At 62.5% G+C, this 14,880-nt stretch carries 12 protein-coding genes and 1 tRNA gene; 9 read left to right on the top strand and 4 right to left on the bottom strand.

What is annotated here, in order from left to right:
- Positions 1 to 18 precede the first annotated feature (18 nt).
- On the top strand, positions 19 to 1,455 hold the full coding sequence (locus ACGHJ7_RS10900) for an FAD-binding oxidoreductase (protein WP_390477360.1): 1,437 nt from the start codon (positions 19 to 21) through the stop codon (positions 1,453 to 1,455).
- A 127-nt stretch (positions 1,456 to 1,582) separates the two neighbouring features.
- Positions 1,583 to 2,368, top strand: a complete 786-nt coding sequence (locus ACGHJ7_RS10905; RefSeq protein ID WP_390477362.1) for a SapC family protein — start codon at positions 1,583 to 1,585, stop codon at positions 2,366 to 2,368.
- Between the two features lie 244 nt (positions 2,369 to 2,612).
- Here the strand turns inward: ACGHJ7_RS10905 and ACGHJ7_RS10910 are convergent, their stop codons facing one another.
- Entirely contained in the window at positions 2,613 to 3,539 is a 927-nt protein-coding gene (locus tag ACGHJ7_RS10910; protein WP_390477365.1) for an N-formylglutamate amidohydrolase, read from the bottom strand.
- Positions 3,540 to 3,635: 96 nt separating this feature from the next.
- On the opposite strand from ACGHJ7_RS10910, the gene cpdR reads away from it, so the two are divergent.
- From cpdR to ACGHJ7_RS10945, 7 genes are all read left to right on the top strand, one after another.
- Positions 3,636 to 4,028 (top strand): cell cycle two-component system response regulator CpdR, encoded by a 393-nt coding sequence (gene cpdR / locus ACGHJ7_RS10915; RefSeq protein WP_390477368.1) that lies wholly within the window; start codon positions 3,636 to 3,638, stop codon positions 4,026 to 4,028.
- A gap of 90 nt (positions 4,029 to 4,118) precedes the next feature.
- Positions 4,119 to 4,193: transfer RNA gene (locus tag ACGHJ7_RS10920), tRNA-Val, on the top strand.
- A gap of 94 nt (positions 4,194 to 4,287) precedes the next feature.
- Positions 4,288 to 4,977, top strand: coding sequence for an NAD(P)-dependent oxidoreductase (locus ACGHJ7_RS10925; RefSeq protein ID WP_390477371.1), 690 nt, complete (start codon positions 4,288 to 4,290; stop codon positions 4,975 to 4,977).
- A 91-nt stretch (positions 4,978 to 5,068) separates the two neighbouring features.
- On the top strand, positions 5,069 to 6,283 hold the full coding sequence (locus ACGHJ7_RS10930) for an NADP-dependent isocitrate dehydrogenase (protein ID WP_390477374.1): 1,215 nt from the start codon (positions 5,069 to 5,071) through the stop codon (positions 6,281 to 6,283).
- A gap of 30 nt (positions 6,284 to 6,313) precedes the next feature.
- A complete protein-coding gene (locus tag ACGHJ7_RS10935; RefSeq protein ID WP_390477377.1) occupies positions 6,314 to 7,951 on the top strand; it encodes a GNAT family N-acetyltransferase in 1,638 nt (545 codons plus the stop codon).
- Positions 7,952 to 8,003: 52 nt separating this feature from the next.
- Entirely contained in the window at positions 8,004 to 9,764 is a 1,761-nt protein-coding gene (locus ACGHJ7_RS10940) for a cation:proton antiporter (protein WP_390477380.1), read from the top strand.
- Positions 9,765 to 9,830: 66 nt separating this feature from the next.
- Positions 9,831 to 10,010 carry a hypothetical protein gene (locus ACGHJ7_RS10945; RefSeq protein ID WP_390477383.1) on the top strand — a complete coding sequence of 60 codons (180 nt, stop codon included), beginning with the start codon at positions 9,831 to 9,833 and terminating at the stop codon, positions 10,008 to 10,010.
- Positions 10,011 to 10,012: 2 nt separating this feature from the next.
- Here ACGHJ7_RS10945 and alaS read toward each other — a convergent pair whose 3' ends face one another.
- The 3 genes from alaS to recA form a co-directional block, all read right to left on the bottom strand.
- Positions 10,013 to 12,664, bottom strand: a complete 2,652-nt coding sequence (alaS, locus tag ACGHJ7_RS10950; protein WP_390477385.1) for an alanine--tRNA ligase — start codon at positions 12,662 to 12,664, stop codon at positions 10,013 to 10,015.
- 75 nt (positions 12,665 to 12,739) lie between these two features.
- Positions 12,740 to 13,564, bottom strand: coding sequence for a class I SAM-dependent methyltransferase (locus ACGHJ7_RS10955; protein WP_390477466.1), 825 nt, complete (start codon positions 13,562 to 13,564; stop codon positions 12,740 to 12,742).
- Between the two features lie 181 nt (positions 13,565 to 13,745).
- A complete protein-coding gene (gene recA / locus ACGHJ7_RS10960; RefSeq protein WP_390477388.1) occupies positions 13,746 to 14,813 on the bottom strand; it encodes a recombinase RecA in 1,068 nt (355 codons plus the stop codon).
- Positions 14,814 to 14,880 lie beyond the last annotated feature (67 nt).

A 14,880-nucleotide genomic window follows, 5' to 3' on the forward strand; every position in this document is an offset into this window, starting at 1 on the left:
CTGTGGCACAGGTGCATCATGGCGAGATCAGATGAATTTTTCGAGCAGGCTTCCGCGCTGCTCGGCACGCGGGGCCTGACGGTCGACGAAGACTTGCTGGAGCCCTGGCTCACGGATTGGCGTGGCCGCTACACCGGCCGAGCGATTGCCCTGGCCCAGCCCGAAAATGCCGGCGATCTTTCCAAACTCGTGAATCTATGCGCCCACTTCGGCATTCCGATCGTGCCACAGGGCGGTAACAGCGGCATGTCGGGCGGCGCCACCCCCGATGCCAGTGGCGACGCGCTGCTCCTTTCCACGCGGCGCATGGACACGATCCAGTCGATCGAATCCGGCAGCAGCCAGGTCACCTGCGGGGCAGGCGTGATCCTCCAGTCTCTTCACGAAGCGGCAGAAGAGAAAGGCATGCGCTTCCCCCTCACTCTCGGCGGGAAAGGCTCGGCGACGATCGGCGGGCTCATCAGCACCAATGCCGGGGGGACGCAGGTCCTGCGGCACGGCACCATGCGAGCGCAAATCCTGGGGCTGCAGGCGGTCATGGCCAACGGTGAGATATTCGATTCGCTCACCCCGCTGAAGAAAGACAATCGCGGCTTCGACCTGAAGCAATTGCTGATAGGCAGCGAAGGCACTTTGGGTATCGTGACGGCTGCGACCCTGCGATTGCTGCCTGCGCTGGCGACGCGGCGGGTAATGTTCGTCGGGCTGGACCGGATCACGGGCGCGCGTTCGCTGCTGCTTCATGCGCAGCGGGAGGTTCCCGACCTGCTGGAAGGGTTCGAGGTCATGCCGCGGCATACGCTGGAATCGGTGCTGGCGCATCATCCCGGGACGCGCGATCCGCTCAGCGCAGCGCATGACTGGTACGCCCTTATCGAGCTGGCGGCGGACGAAGCAGGCCGCGACCGGATCGATGCGCGTACGGAAGCTTTCCTTTCCGGTGCGCTGGAATCGGAACTTCTTTCGGACGCCACGATCGCCGCTAATGAAACGCAGGCCGAAGCCCTCTGGCACTTGCGTGACGGCATTTCGGCAGCAGAGCGCGCGCTGGGGCCGGCGATGCAGCACGACATTTCCGTGCCCGTGGAAAAAATGGCCGAATTCGTCGAATACGCCCAGCCGGAAATGGAAAGATGCTTTCCGGGAACCACGGCCGTCGCTTTCGGACACCTCGGAGATGGAAACGTGCATTTCCATGTTCTCGCGCCAAGCGGGGCCGTGCGCGGCGAATGGGAAGAAGGGCAAGGCGCAGCTATCAGCCGCAAGGTTCACGACCTCGTGACCGAATGGGGAGGTTCGATCAGTGCGGAACATGGCATCGGGCAGATGAAGCGCAGCGAGCTGGGCCGGCTGGGCGATCCGGCGTCACTCTTCATACTCCGCAGCGTGAAAAAAGCGCTCGATCCGAACGGACTCCTCAACCCGGGCAAGCTTGTCCCTGCCGAACCCGCCTGATCCGCGGCCCGGCAGCTTGCACAGCATGGCCCTTATGCGTATGGCTTCGAGCCATCTTGCACAGGCGTCCCAGGCGCCGGTGCGACGACCATAATCCAATCATTCTGATACGATCCGGAGACCGATCATGGCCAGCGCGCCGCAGCCGAGCCTGCCCCTTTTCTACAAAGACCTGATGCCCCTCAATTCGCGCGACCACATCAAGTGGAGCAATCGCAAGAGCGATACCGCGAAATGGCTCGTGGGCCAGCACGCCATTCCCCTGACTGCGGACGAGTTCGCGCAGGCACAGCGCGATTTCCCGATCGTGTTCTCGCAGGGCAACGACCCCCTTCCGATCGCCCTGATGGGCCTGAACGAAGGCGTGAACACCTTTGTCGACGACAATGGCAAGGTGAACGACCCGATCTACATTCCGGCCTATATCCGCCGCTACCCCTTCATGCTGGCGAAGCTGGAAGAGAAGGCGGAAAACCTGTCGCTCTGTTTCGATCCGACCTCCGACACGGTGGGCGAATTCGACGACGGGGAGAATTTCTTCACCGAAGACGGCAAGGCAACGCCCGAAACGCAGAACATCCTCGATTTCTGCGAGAAATTCGAACAGGCCGGCATCAAGACCAAGGCGTTCGTCGATGCGCTGAAGGAAAAGGATCTCCTGATGGACAGCGAGATCTCGATCTCGCAGGACCAGAACACGGACCAGCCCTATGTCTATCGCGGCTTCCAGATGGTCGACCAGGAAAAGCTGCGCGCGCTCGACGGCGAAACGCTGAAGGCCTGGAACGAGAACGGCATGCTGGCGGTGATCCACGCGCATATCCTGTCGCTCGACCTGATGCGCCAGATTTTTGCCCGCCAGGTGCAGCAGGGCAAGGGCCCCAAGCTTCCGTCGGAAGCTGCCAAGAGCTGATTTTCCTGCGCCGCCATCCGGTGGCGACAAAATGATTTTTTGCGGCGGCGGTTTCGGTTGAAATTCGCCGCCGCAATACCATCTGGAAGAGGTCCGGACGCGGCCACCTCCCCCTCAGGCCGGTCCGGATGAATGCAGCATTTTGCATTCCCTCCCTGAACCTGGACCACCTCGATTCCCGTTGGAACCGAGGTGGTCTTTTTACATGGGAAATGGGGCTATGACGCCTCTAGGCCGGAGAGAGCTATTCCGCAGCCTGCGGCCAGTAGCGGTCCGGTTTCAATTCGTCCGAGAGGGTTCTGACCAGGCCTGCGAGGACGCTGGCAATCTCCGGCACCCTTCCATTGGGTGCCGAATGGTCCTGTTCCAGATAAAGCGAGCGGCAGACTTCGATCTGCATGGCGTGGACGCCGACCTTTGGAGAACCGTGGCGATCCAGCACATACCCGCCGGCATAGGGGCGGTTGTGCCCTGCCCGCCACTGGGCCTGCCCGAAATAGCGCATAGCCGCGGCTGACAGCATTCCGTCGCAGGATGCCCCGAAGCGGTCCCCGACCACGAATTGAGCCGGCCTGTCGCCGAGATGCCGTGTACGCAAAGGCGGCATGGAATGCAGGTCGATCAGCAGCGCGGTGCCCCATTTGCTGCGGATCCGGTCGAGAGCGGTCTTCAAGGCCGCATGATAGGGTTCGTGGACTTCGCTGATCCGCCGCCGGACCTCCGCCATGGGAAGGCGCGACTTCCAAATCTCGCCAAGACCGTTGAGACGGCGGGGGACGAGGCCGAGCCCGCCCCGAGCGCGCCGGTTGGCGGCGGAGTTCGCAGCCCCTGCCGGCCGCCCCTCCGCCACCATGCTCCAGTCCATGTCGTCGACTGCGCGGTTGAGGTCGACCATTGCGCGCGGCGCATGTGCAACCAGAAGGGATGCCCCCGTTTGCGCGGCCACTTCGCGCCCCAGCACATCGACCAGCCTGTCCTCCAGCCGGATCGCGGAAAAATCGGGATCGCGCATGGCGGATAGCAGGTCCGGCGAATAACGCCGTCCGGCATGGGGCACGGCGATCAGCACGGGAGAAGCGATTTCCTGCCTCATCGTCAGCGTGAACGGCGCCGCTTCTCCGGCAGCGGAGTGCGGCGGCAAACCTTCGGGAAAGCTGCCTTCGGTCGTCATCGGACGGAATGTTGCATATTAATCAGGTGTCTCAAAGCAGGTCGGCCCGATTTCGGCGAAAGAATTTTTAACGCACGGCCTCTATAGGCTCGCTGCATGACCGACCGTATCCGATCCCGCCGCATCCTCCTCGCCGAGGATGAAGAGGCCATGCGCACCTACCTCGTCCGCGCCTTGAAAAATGCCGGTTACGAAGTCGATTCGGTCGATCGGGGCACGCTCGCGCTGCCGCTGCTGGAGGAATCGCATTACGACCTCCTGCTGTCGGACATCGTGATGCCGGAAATGGATGGCATCGAACTGGCGCAGAAATGCAACGCCGTCAGTCCGCAGACGAAAGTGATGTTCATCACCGGGTTCGCCGCCGTTTCGCTCAAAGCCAGCGCCGACCAGCCGCGTGCCAAGGTACTGTCGAAGCCTTTTCACCTGCGTGATCTGGTGATGGAAGTAGAGCGGGTTTTCGACGATCGGCGGGAAGCGACGCTTTAGTCGATTTCAGCCCTTGCGCGGAATGGGCGACGTCGCTAGATGCCCCTTCCGCCTACCGGCCATGTGCCGGAAGACGGCAGACGATGGTGCGGGCGTATAGCTCAGTGGTAGAGCACTGTATTGACATTGCAGGGGTCGGAAGTTCAACTCTTCCTACGCCCACCATCGCTTCGGAAAGCCCGCCACGATGGCGGGCTTTTTCGTATCTGAGCTTCATCACTCCTGCGGCACAAACGGGCACGCCGATCGTTCGGCGTGCATGAAGATATTCCTCCTTGGCCCGGCAGGCGGAACCGGCAAGCACATCCTCGAGCAAGCCTTGCAGGGCGGTCACACCGTTCGCGGAGTCGAACGGGAATTCGACGATGGGTTCTGCGACCATCCGGCATTCGAGGCGCGCGAGGCGAATGTCCTCGAGGACGACCTGGCCCCTTTGATGGATGGCTGCGACGTGGTGATCTCCGCGCTAGGCCTTGGCCGGGATCCGCAGACCCTGGCCGATCCGCCACCTCTCTACACGGAGGGCGCCGTGCGGATTATCGAAGGGATGCGGAAGGCCGGGCTCAAACGCATGGTCGTGATCTCCGCCGCTTTCGCTGCGCCTGGCAGCGGAGCCCCCCTATGGTTTCGCGCTGCCACGCTCCCCCTGACCGGCATCTTTCGCCAGATGGGCGCGATGGAGCGGGTATTGCGTGCCACCTCCGACATCGAATGGACCGCTGTGCGTCCGGGCTGGCTGCTGAACCGCAAGGAAACGGGCCAATACGAGATCGGTGAGAAATCCCTGCCGCCCGGCACGCTTCGCACACGGCGCCCCGACCTTGCCCGGTTCATGCTGGAATGCGGAGCCGATGACCGGTTCGTCAGGCGAACGCCGTTCATCGCTGGACGCGAGTCACTGCATCTCGAAACGCCGCCGGCCCTGCTCGAGGAATTTCTCCCCTTCTAGGAGACGATACGCGCCCTTCCCTTGCGTCAATGGCCCCTTTTGCTAAGGCGCAGCGTAACGAAACATTCCGCGAAAAAAGGCATCATCCGAAATGGCAAAGATTCAGGTGAAGAACCCCGTCGTCGAACTCGACGGCGACGAAATGACGAAGATCATCTGGCAGTGGATCCGCGAGCGGCTGATCCTGCCTTATCTCGACATCGACCTGAAATATTACGACCTCTCGATCGAGAGCCGCGATGCCACCGACGACCAGATCACGGTCGATGCCGCAAACGCCATCAAGGAACACGGCGTTGGCGTGAAATGCGCCACTATCACCCCGGACGAAGCCCGCGTCGAGGAGTTCGACCTCAAGAAGATGTGGGTCAGCCCCAATGGCACGATCCGCAACATCTTGGGCGGCGTGGTCTTCCGTGAGCCGATCGTCATCGACAACGTGCCGCGCCTCGTACCGGGCTGGACCGACCCCATCGTGGTCGGCCGTCACGCTTTCGGTGACCAGTACCGCGCCAAGGACACGCTGATTCCCGGCGCAGGCAAGCTGCGGCTCGTCTTCGAAGGCGAAGACGGCGAGAAGATCGACCTCGACGTGTTCGAGTTCCAGTCGAGCGGCGTCGCAATGGCGATGTACAACCTCGACGACTCGATCCGCGATTTTGCCCGCGCCTCGATGAATTACGGCCTTGACCGCGGCTGGCCGGTCTACCTCTCGACCAAGAACACCATCCTCAAGAAATACGACGGCCGCTTCAAGGACCTGTTCGAGGAAGTGTTCGAGAACGAGTTCAAGGAAAAGTTCGCCAAGGCCGGCATCCACTACGAACACCGCCTGATCGACGACATGGTCGCCGCCGCGATGAAGTGGAACGGCAAGTTCGTCTGGGCCTGCAAGAACTATGACGGCGACGTGCAGTCCGACACCGTGGCCCAGGGCTTCGGTTCGCTCGGCCTTATGACGTCCGTCCTCATGACGCCATCGGGCGATTGCGTGGAAGCTGAGGCTGCACACGGCACCGTCACCCGCCATTATCGTCAGCATCAGGAAGGCAAGGCAACCAGCACCAATCCGATTGCCAGCATTTTCGCATGGACACGCGGCCTTATGTATCGCGGCAAGTTCGACGGCACGCCCGAAGTGGTGAAGTTCGCGGAAACGCTGGAACGCGTCTGCATCCAGACGGTCGAGAACGGCCAGATGACGAAGGATCTCGCGCTGCTGATCGGGCCGGAACAGAACTGGCTGACGACCGAGCAGTTCTTCGAGGCGATCGTGACCAATCTCGAGAAAGAGATGGCCCAGTAAGCCTGTAGACCAGAAGAAAGCCGCCTTCCCATGGCGACAAGCAACAAGGCCCGGCTGGAAGTCCGGCAGGCGCGCCCGGCAGACGTGCGCGCCATCGCCGACCTCGTGCGCCGGGCCTATACCGACCTGCCCGCCTACACGCATGGCGAAATCCGCGGGCAGCTCAACAATTACCCCGAAGGCTGCTTCGTCGCCAAGCTGGATGGCAAGCTCGTCGGCTATTGCGCGTCGATGCGGTTGTCGGAGCGTGTTGCCTTCTCCAACGGCAGCTGGGACGAGTTGACCGGCAATGGGTTCGGCAGCCGCCACAACGCAAAAGGTTCATGGCTCTACGGTTACGAGATGTGCGTCGATCCCAAGACCCGGGGCACGCGCATCGGGCGAAGGCTGTATGAAGAGCGCCGCGCCCTGGCCGAGCGGCTGGAACTGGACGGCATCGTCTTCGGTGGGCGGATGCCGGGGCTCGCGCGCGCGATGCGCCGCAAGAGGGACCACGCCGAAACGCCGCAGGACTATCTCGACATGGTCCTCGATTCGAAGATCCACGACCCCGTTCTGCGGTTCCAGCTCGCCAACGGGTTCGAACCGCAGGGGATCATCCAGAACTACCTTCCGGAGGACAAGCAGAGCAAGGCGTTCGCCGTCCGCATGGTCTGGCGCAACCCCTATGTCGACAGCGACGCACCCAAGAGCCACCGCGTGCCGCGCGACGTGGAAAGCGTTCGCATCGCGACCTGCCAGTTGCAGGCACGCGCGGTGTCCGACTTCGACGAATTCATGCGGCAGGTCCGGTATTTCGTCGATGTGGCAGCGGATTACGAAGCGGACTTCATCGTTTTTCCCGAACTCTTCACCCTGATGCTGCTGAGCGCAGAGGAAGAGGAACTCAGCCCGATGGAAGCCATCGAGGCGCTGAGCAAATACACGCCGAAAATCCGCACCGCGCTGAGCGAGATGGCGCTCAACTACAACATCAACATCATCGGCGGTTCGCACCCGACCCGCCTCGATGACGGCGACATCCACAACATCGCCTATGTCTGCCTGCGCGACGGCTCGATCCATTCGCAAGAGAAAATCCACCCCACGCCCAACGAGGCGTATTGGTGGAACATCAAGGGCGGCGACAGCATCGATGCGATCCAGACCGATTGCGGCCCGATCGGCGTCCTCATCTGCTACGACAGCGAGTTTCCCGAGCTCGCCCGCCGATTGGTCGATGAAGGCGCGCGCATCATCTTCGTGCCGTTCTGCACCGACAGCCGGCAGGGCTACATGCGCGTGCGCTATTGCGCGGCGGCCCGGGCGATCGAGAACCAGTGCTACGTCGTCATGTCGGGCAATGTCGGCAACCTGCCCAATGTCGCCAACATGGATATCCAGTACGCGCAGAGCTGCATCCTGACGCCGTGCGATTTTCCCTTCGCACGTGACGGCATCGCGGCAGAGGCGAGCGAGAATGTCGAGACACTGACCATCAGCGACGTCAATCTGGCCGATCTCAGCTGGGCCCGCGCCGAAGGGACGGTGCAGAATCTCGCCGACCGCCGCTTCGATCTTTACCGCATCGAATGGGACAAGCGTGTGGGGCAGGTTTCGCCGCGCATCGGGGAAGATCAGGATGGCGAGACCCAGCCCATGGGTCGCCATTCGCCCGGCGGTGGCTAACAAGGTGATCGGGCCGTGCATTGGGCCCGTCTTGCGCGCTATAGGCTGAGGCATGGCTGGCGAGATTACCCTATCCCCCGTTCTGTCCGACGCTCTCGTCATTCTTGGCGCGGCGGGCATCGTCATTCCGGTATTCGCCCGGTTTCGTATCACTCCCGTGATTGGCTTCATCCTGATCGGCATCCTGGTGGGGCCGTTCGGCCTGGGGAAGCTGACCTACGATGTGGACTGGCTGAGACACATAACGATCTCGGATCCGGAGGCGCTGGAGCCTTTCGCTGAGTTCGGGATCATCCTGCTCCTGTTCACCATCGGACTGGAACTTTCGTTCAAGCGATTGTGGCATATGCGAAAGCTGGTTTTCGGCCTCGGTTCGCTCGAGCTGCTTCTGGGAGGCAGCATCATTGCCATCGTGCTCGCGATGATGGGGCAGTACTGGTCGGGCGCCATGGCGCTGGGGCTCGCCCTCGCGATGTCCTCGACCGCCATCGTACTGCCGATCTCCGGTACGAAATCGCCCGTGGGCCGCGCGGCGCTGTCCATGCTGCTGTTCGAAGATATCGCCATCGTGCCGATCATCTTCCTGCTCGGCGCGCTCGCCCCTTACGCACAGAGCGACGGCCTGACAGGTCTCGTCGACACGCTTTGGCAGGGCGGGCTCGTCATCGTCGTCCTTCTGGTATTCGGACGTATCGCCCTTCCCCGGCTGTTCGCGCAGGCTGCACGCACGAAAAGCCCGGAACTGTTTCTCGCGGCCAGCCTCCTTGTCGTTATCGGTGCGAGCCTTGCCACGGCGCTGGTCGGCCTGTCGCCCATCGTCGGCGCACTGATCGCTGGCCTGCTGATTGCCGAGACCGAGTACCACTCGGAAGTCGAAGACATCATGGAACCGTTCAAGGGGCTGGCCCTCGGCGTATTTCTGATCACGGTAGGCATGAGCATCGACCTGCTCAGCATCTGGAGCAATTTGTTCCCGATCCTTTCGGCAGTCGTCCTGGTTCTCACCTTCAAGGCGTTGCTGACCGGCCTTCTCCTTCGAAGCATGGGTGCACGGCGCAGCACCGCGGCGGAAACCGGCATCCTGATGGCCAGCCCGTCGGAGACCACGCTCATCGTGATCTCCGCTGCCGGATCGGCCATGCTGATCCAGCCCGGCACCGCGCAATTCTGGCAGATCGTCACGGCCATCGGCCTGACTATCACACCCCTTCTCGCCATGCTCGGCCGGGCCATCGGACGACGGGTCGAGCCCATTCCCGAATTGCCGGAAGAGGATGAAGGGGAAGACAAGGTCATCATCATCGGCGCTGGCCGCGTCGGGCGACTGGTGGCGGATATGCTGAAGCGCCACGACCGCGCCTATATCGCGCTCGATTCCAATTCGGACCTTATCGAGGAGGCAAGGCGCGAGGGGTTCCGGGCAACCTTCGGCGATGCGGTCCGTGGCAAGGCGCTGGATCATCTCGGCATCGAACATGCAACTGCGCTGGTGCTGACCATGGACGAGCCCGTGCTGGCCGAGCGGCTGACCCGCAATCTGCGCGCACGTTATCCCGACCTCCTGATCGTCGCCCGCGCCCGCGATGGCGAGCACGCGGCAGCCCTGTACCGGGCGGGGGCAAGTCATGCCGTGCCCGAAACCCTCGAAAGCTCGCTGCAGCTCTCGGAAGCGGTGCTGGCCGATATCGGCGTCGCAATGGGTCCGGTCATCGCGTCGATCCACGAGAAGCGCGACGAGTTCCGCGCAGCGATCCAGGAAGGCGCGGCACTGGATCACAAGCCCAAACTGCGGACCAGTACGGCCGAAGGCTGACAGGAACGGCCCGGATTTCTCGGACCTCCGAAAGCGCTCATGCGTTTAGGGGGAAAGGAGAAATCAATGTCCAATCCAGACCCGACGAAACCGACCCCGAACAGCGAAAAGTTCAAGCCGCAAAACGTGGCGGACCCGCAGTCGACGGTCGAACCGCCCAGCCGCAATGGCGACAAGCCGGCCGATACCGGCGGGACCGATATTCCCCGCGGCAGCGAACCGGAAGCACGCCGCTCCGGAGGATAATCCTATTTCGCAATAAGGCTTCGCACCGCATCTATCGCCGCGTCAGCCTTGTCGCCGTCCGGACCGCCACCTTGCGCCATGTCCGGGCGGCCACCGCCGCCCTTTCCGCCGAGCGCCTCGACACCGGCCTTCACCAGATCGACAGCATTATGGCTTGCGACCAGATCGTCGGTCACCGCGACGGCAAAGGCCGCCTTCCCGTCGTTCACGGCACAAATGGCCGCAATTCGGGATCCCATCCGCTGCTTGGCTTCATCCAGGAGCCCACGCAGATCCTTGGGATTTAGTCCTTCGATAACCTGCCCGCTGAAAGCCACATCGCCGATGGTTTCCTGCTGCGGTCCGCTAGCGCTGCCGCCGCCGCCAAGGGCCAGTTGCTTTCTCGCGTCCGCAAGTTCTTTCTCGAGCGTCTTCCGCTCATCGAGCAAAGCGGTGACGCGGCCCGCCACGTCCTCCGGATTCGTGCGGAGTGCGGAAGCTGCCTCCTTCAGAGCATTTTCCCGCTCCACCAGCCAGAGCCGCGCAGCGTCGCCCGTCAGCGCTTCGACACGGCGAACGCCAGAGCTGACCGCGCTTTCCGATACAATGCGCAAGAGCTGAATATCGCCGGTCGCGTTGACGTGGGTGCCGCCGCATAGCTCGACCGAATAGTTTAGGTCGCCGCTGCCCTTGCGGCCCATCGAAAGGACGCGCACTTCATCGCCATATTTCTCGCCGAACAGCGCGAGAGCGCCTGCCTCCACAGCGTCGTCCGGGCTCATCAAGCGGGTGCTGACCGGCTCGTTCGCGCGGATTTCCTCGTTCACCTCAGCTTCGATGGCGGTAATATCGTCGCTTGTCAGCGGCTGTGGGTGACTGAAGTCGAAGCGAAGCCGGTCTTCCGCGACCAGCGACCCCTTCTGCGTGACGTGATCGCCCAGCCTGTTGCGAAGGGCGGCATGGAGCAAGTGCGTGGCCGAGTGGTTCGAGCGCACCCTGTCGCGCCGCTGCGCATCGACGTCGAGATGGACGACGTCCCCGACCCGGACTTCCCCGGCTTCGACGCGGCCCTGCATCGTGTGCAAGCGGTCAAGCGGCTTGCCCGTATCGCTGATGCGAACCTGCAAACCGCCGGGCGCCGATACCATGCCGGTATCGCCCTGCTGACCGCCGCTTTCACCGTAAAATGGCGTCTGGTTGGTGAGGACTATGACGTCGTCCCCGGCCTTGGCCGAGGTGACTTCGGCCCCGTCCGCTACCAAAGCGACGACGCGGCCTTCCCCGCTCGTCGCGGAATAGCCGGTGAATTCGGTCGCCCCTTCGCGCTCGGCAATATCGAACCATAACTGGCTGTCGGCGGCCTGACCCGAACCCTTCCAGGCTGCCCGGGCAGCATCCTTCTGGCGCTGCATCGCGGTGTCGAAACCCTCGCGGTCGACACCTATGCCGCGGTCGCGCAGCGCGTCCTCGGTCAGGTCGTAGGGAAATCCGTATGTATCGTAGAGCTTGAACGCGGTTTCCCCGTCCAGACGATCGCCTTCCGTCATCGCGCCGGTCGCTTCGTCCAGCAGGCGAAGCCCCTTGTCGAGCGTCTGGCGGAACCGGGTTTCCTCCCGCTCCAGCGTTTCCTCGATTAATGGCTGTCCGCGAGTCAGTTCAGGATAGGCCTGTCCCATTTCCGCGACCAGCGTTGGCACGAGACGGTGCATCAACGGTTCTTCCGCACCCAGGATATGGGCATGGCGCATCGCGCGCCGCATGATACGGCGCAGGACGTAGCCGCGGCCTTCGTTGGACGGCAGGACACCGTCCGCGATCAGGAAGCTGGTCGACCGCAGGTGGTCGGCGATCACGCGGTGGCTGGCCTGCTCCGCCCCTTCCGCCTTCACCTCGAGCAGCCCCTCCGATGCACCGATGAGGGTCCTGAACGTATCCGTATCGTAATTGTCGTGCTGGCCCTGCAGGACGGCGGCGATCCGTTCCAAGCCCATGCCCGTATCGATGTTCTTGTTCGGCAGGTCCCCGATGATCTCCCCGCCGCGCTGTTCGTGCTGCATGAAAACCAAGTTCCAGACTTCGACGAAGCGATCGCCATCCTCGTCCGGGGAGCCGGGCGGTCCGCCGAAGATGTGATCGCCATGATCGTAGAAGATTTCCGAGCACGGCCCGCAGGGACCGTCATCGCCCATGGCCCAGAAATTGTCCTTGGTCGCGATGCGGATGATCCGATCTTCCGGCAGTCCGGCAATCTTCTTCCAGAGATCGAAAGCCTCGTCGTCGGTGTGGTAAACGGTGGCCGTCAGGCGACCGGGATCGATGCCCCATTCCTTCGTAAGCAGGGTCCAGGCATTCAGGATCGCCTGTTCCTTGAAATAGTCTCCGAAGCTAAAATTGCCGAGCATTTCGAAGAAGGTATGATGCCGGGCCGTGTACCCTACATTGTCGAGATCGTTGTGCTTTCCGCCGGCCCGCACACATTTCTGGCTGCTGGTCGCGCGCGGGGCAGGCGCACTTTCCATGCCGGTGAAGACATTCTTGAACGGAACCATCCCTGCATTGATGAACATCAGCGTCGGGTCGTTATGCGGCACCAGCGGTGCGCTGGGCACTTCGGCGTGATCAGCCTGCTTGAAGAATTCGAGGAAGCTGCGGCGGATGTCGTTTGTCGAATACATGATGAGGTGCGAATTAGGCGCTGCGCCCTGCCCCGGCAAGCCGCGATCGCACCCCTTTGCCGACTCCGCTCCGACCTAGGTCCTTTCAGGGGCCGTAGCTGATACGAGCCAGGCTGCCGCTTTCAGCATGACGAGGCCGCCATCGCGGTGCTTTCCAAGCAGGTGACGAAGATCGTCGGTGAAGCCTGCGCGCGCCTCGGGTGTGAGGTCGGCGGCCACACGCGCAGCGGGACCGATCGAAAGGAAATAGCTGACAGCGTCCTCTACCGGGTTGTCGCCCCCACCCGCTATGTAGGGGAAATCGAAAGGCTCCAGCCTGACATCTTCCCAGCCTGCCTGTTCGAGCAGGCCCGCAGTTTTTTCGGGGCTCGCCAAGGCGAAGGGCCCCGGGCCGTCCGGCGAAGCAGAGGGCGAGCCGGGTAGCAGCGACGAAACCTCGGTAGCCCAATCGTTCTCGTCACGGTTTCTGAAACAGCTGAAGACGAACCGCGCTGATGGGGCCGCAATGGAGCGAAGGTGCGAGAAGGCCCCTGCCGGATCATCGAAAAACATGACCCCGTGACGCGACACGAGCAGGTCCGGAGCGGCATCGAGGGTCACGGGCTTCCACCTGGCAGCATCGGCAATTTCGAACGCCACATTGCCGCGCCGCGATCCGCGGCGGCGTGCCGCTTCGATCAAGCGTTCGTTGATGTCGATGCCATGGATGACAGCGGAAGGGTGGCCGCGGCCAAGGGCAAGCGACAGCTCACCTGCGCCGCAACCGATGTCGAGCGCGCGGGAAAATCCGCCGGAACTCGCAAGGCCGAGCAAGCGGTCGGTCAGCACGGAAAAGCTCCTGTCCGTGCGTTCGTACTCGTCGGCCCAGCTCGCGCCGACCCTTCCCTGCCAGTCATTCATGTCGGTCAATTCGGCATCCCCTGAAGAATCTGGCCATGTGATGATCTGGAAAGGCAGTAATGGCGCGCAAGGGGTAAGCCAATACAAGTAAGCCAAGACAAGGACGGCGCGAAAACCCGATGGACTTGCGCGCCGTTCCCCTGTCTCGATGACCGGCAGCGAACCGCCGGGCATCCGAATATCAGTCCTCGCCGTCGTCGGGCTCGGGGCCGGTCATCATTTCCTCGGCCACTTCCTCGGTCTTGCCCCGGATCGTGGCTTCGAGCTTCTCGGCCATTTCGGGGTTTTCGCGAAGGAAGGTCTTTGCGTTCTCGCGGCCCTGACCGATCCGTACGCTATCATAGCTGAACCAGCTTCCCGACTTCTCGACCACGCCGGCTTTCACGCCAAGGTCGAGAATTTCGCCGAGCTTCGAGATGCCCTGACCATACATGATGTCGAACTCGACCTGCTTGAACGGAGGGGCCACCTTGTTCTTCACGACCTTCACCCGGGTCGAGTTGCCGACCACTTCGTCGCGGTCCTTGATCTGGCCGGTACGGCGAATATCGAGCCGGACAGAGGCATAGAACTTGAGCGCGTTACCACCGGTGGTCGTTTCCGGGTTGCCGTACATGACGCCGATTTTCATGCGCAGCTGGTTGATGAAGATCACCATGCACTTGGAACGGTTGATCGACCCGGTGAGCTTGCGCAGGCTCTGGGACATGAGGCGCGCCTGCAGGCCGACATGGGAATCGCCCATCTCGCCTTCGATTTCGGCGCGGGGGACCAGCGCGGCCACCGAGTCGACCACCAGTACGTCGATCGCATTCGAACGCACCAGCGTATCCGTGATTTCGAGCGCCTGCTCGCCCGTATCGGGCTGCGAGACGATCAGTTCGTCGACATCCACGCCCAGCTTCTTCGCATAGACGGGATCGAGCGCATGCTCGGCATCGACGAAAGCGGCCGTGCCGCCATTCTTCTGCGCTTCGGCAATGACGTGCAGCGCCAGGGTCGTCTTGCCCGAGCTTTCCGGCCCGTACACCTCGATCACGCGGCCCTTCGGCAGACCCCCGATACCCAGAGCGATATCGAGGCCCAGCGAACCGGTCGAAATCGATTCGACGTTCATGGCTTCACGGCTGCCCAGCTTCATGGCCGAGCCCTTGCCGAATGCGCGATCTATCTGCGCGAGTGCGGCGTCCAGCGCCTTCTGACGATCCACGGTCTTTTCCTTATCAACCAGCTTCAGATTGGCGGACATCGCACGCTCTCCCACAGTTTCCTAGGGCCGGATCGCCCTTATCGACGGGCCATTTCAGCCTGTCCGT

This window comes from Altererythrobacter sp. MTPC7, from assembly GCF_042851395.1.
GTDB lineage: Bacteria > Pseudomonadota > Alphaproteobacteria > Sphingomonadales > Sphingomonadaceae > CAJXSN01.

What these genes read in the sequence shown, in the direction of transcription:
- ACGHJ7_RS10955 (WP_390477466.1), bottom strand. Translation starts at nt 13,564, where the DNA reads ATGAATGACTGGCAGGGAAGGGTCGGCGCGAGCTGGGCCGACGAGTAC.
- ACGHJ7_RS10940 (WP_390477380.1), top strand. Translation starts at nt 8,004, where the DNA reads ATGGCTGGCGAGATTACCCTATCCCCCGTTCTGTCCGACGCTCTCGTC.
- ACGHJ7_RS10945 (WP_390477383.1), top strand. Translation starts at nt 9,831, where the DNA reads ATGTCCAATCCAGACCCGACGAAACCGACCCCGAACAGCGAAAAGTTC.
- alaS (WP_390477385.1), bottom strand. Translation starts at nt 12,664, where the DNA reads ATGTATTCGACAAACGACATCCGCCGCAGCTTCCTCGAATTCTTCAAG.
- ACGHJ7_RS10905 (WP_390477362.1), top strand. Translation starts at nt 1,583, where the DNA reads ATGGCCAGCGCGCCGCAGCCGAGCCTGCCCCTTTTCTACAAAGACCTG.
- recA (WP_390477388.1), bottom strand. Translation starts at nt 14,813, where the DNA reads ATGTCCGCCAATCTGAAGCTGGTTGATAAGGAAAAGACCGTGGATCGT.
- ACGHJ7_RS10910 (WP_390477365.1), bottom strand. Translation starts at nt 3,539, where the DNA reads ATGACGACCGAAGGCAGCTTTCCCGAAGGTTTGCCGCCGCACTCCGCT.
- ACGHJ7_RS10935 (WP_390477377.1), top strand. Translation starts at nt 6,314, where the DNA reads ATGGCGACAAGCAACAAGGCCCGGCTGGAAGTCCGGCAGGCGCGCCCG.
- ACGHJ7_RS10930 (WP_390477374.1), top strand. Translation starts at nt 5,069, where the DNA reads ATGGCAAAGATTCAGGTGAAGAACCCCGTCGTCGAACTCGACGGCGAC.
- ACGHJ7_RS10900 (WP_390477360.1), top strand. Translation starts at nt 19, where the DNA reads ATGGCGAGATCAGATGAATTTTTCGAGCAGGCTTCCGCGCTGCTCGGC.
- cpdR (WP_390477368.1), top strand. Translation starts at nt 3,636, where the DNA reads ATGACCGACCGTATCCGATCCCGCCGCATCCTCCTCGCCGAGGATGAA.
- ACGHJ7_RS10925 (WP_390477371.1), top strand. Translation starts at nt 4,288, where the DNA reads ATGAAGATATTCCTCCTTGGCCCGGCAGGCGGAACCGGCAAGCACATC.